Source organism: Saccharothrix coeruleofusca, from assembly GCF_014648515.1.
Taxonomy (GTDB): Bacteria; Actinomycetota; Actinomycetes; order Mycobacteriales; family Pseudonocardiaceae; genus Actinosynnema; species Actinosynnema coeruleofuscum.
Genome location: NZ_BMRG01000002.1, coordinates 780,023 through 780,904, shown reverse-complemented (window position 1 = coordinate 780,904; position 882 = coordinate 780,023). Strand labels below are relative to the sequence as shown.

Here is an 882-nt window from a genome sequence, read left to right as displayed (position 1 = left end):
GGTACTAATAGGCCGAGGACTTGTCACGAAGACGCTACGCATCCACTGTGCGGTTCTGAAGGAACCGAACCGACCACCTGGTCGACCGGCATGGGCCGGGGCGATGGGGTGCTGTGGGTTGGTTATCTTCATAGTGTTTCGGTGGTCATGGCGGAGGGGGAACACCCGGTCCCATTCCGAACCCGGTAGTTAAGCCTTCCAGCGCCGATGGTACTGCACTCGTGAGGGTGTGGGAGAGTAGGACGCCGCCGAACATTCTTTCCCTGAAAGGGCTTGTGGTGGGGGCACAGTGAAATGTGCTCAAATCACAAGCCCTTTCGGCGTGTCCATAGGAGGAGTTAGGTGTCTAGGTTCGGGGATCGTCCCGGCGACCGTGATCGTGGCCAGGGAGACCGACCGCGCCGATCCGACGGTGGCCGCGCTGACGCAGACCGCAGGCAGAGCGGCGGAGGCGAGCGTTCGGGCGGGTACCCGCGCCGCGACGACCGACCGCGCTACGACAAGCCGCGCGGCGGTGACCGCAGGGACGAGAGCCGGGGTGGCTACCAGCGTCGGGACGACCGTCCCCGCTCGGACCGCCGTGACGATCGCACAGGCGCCCCGCGCCGCGACTACCAGAGTCGCGATGATCGCGGTGGCGAGCGTCGCGAGTTCCGCCCGCGCGATGATCGCGGCGGTTACCAGCGTCGGGACGACCGCGGTGGCGAGCGTCGCGAGTTCCGTCCCCGTGATGACCGGGGTGGGTACCAGAAGCGCGATGACCGCGGTGGCGAGCGCCGCGAATTCCGTCCCCGTGACGACAAGCCTCGCTTTGACCGGCGTGATGACCGGCCCGGTTACCAGAAGCGTGATGACCGTGGCGGCGAGCGCCGTGAATTCCGT

Annotated in this window: 1 protein-coding gene and 1 rRNA gene; one reads left to right on the top strand and one right to left on the bottom strand. The window is 66.7% G+C overall.

The window, feature by feature from the left end; translation table 11 throughout:
* The first annotated feature begins 137 nt into the window (after nt 1–137).
* Nucleotides 138–254 (top strand): 5S ribosomal RNA (gene rrf, locus IEZ00_RS08395).
* Between the two features lie 46 nt (nt 255–300).
* On the opposite strand, the gene IEZ00_RS08390 is transcribed toward rrf, so the two are convergent.
* On the bottom strand, nt 301–882 hold a 582-nt coding region (locus IEZ00_RS08390), incomplete at its 5' end, for a hypothetical protein (protein WP_194523934.1).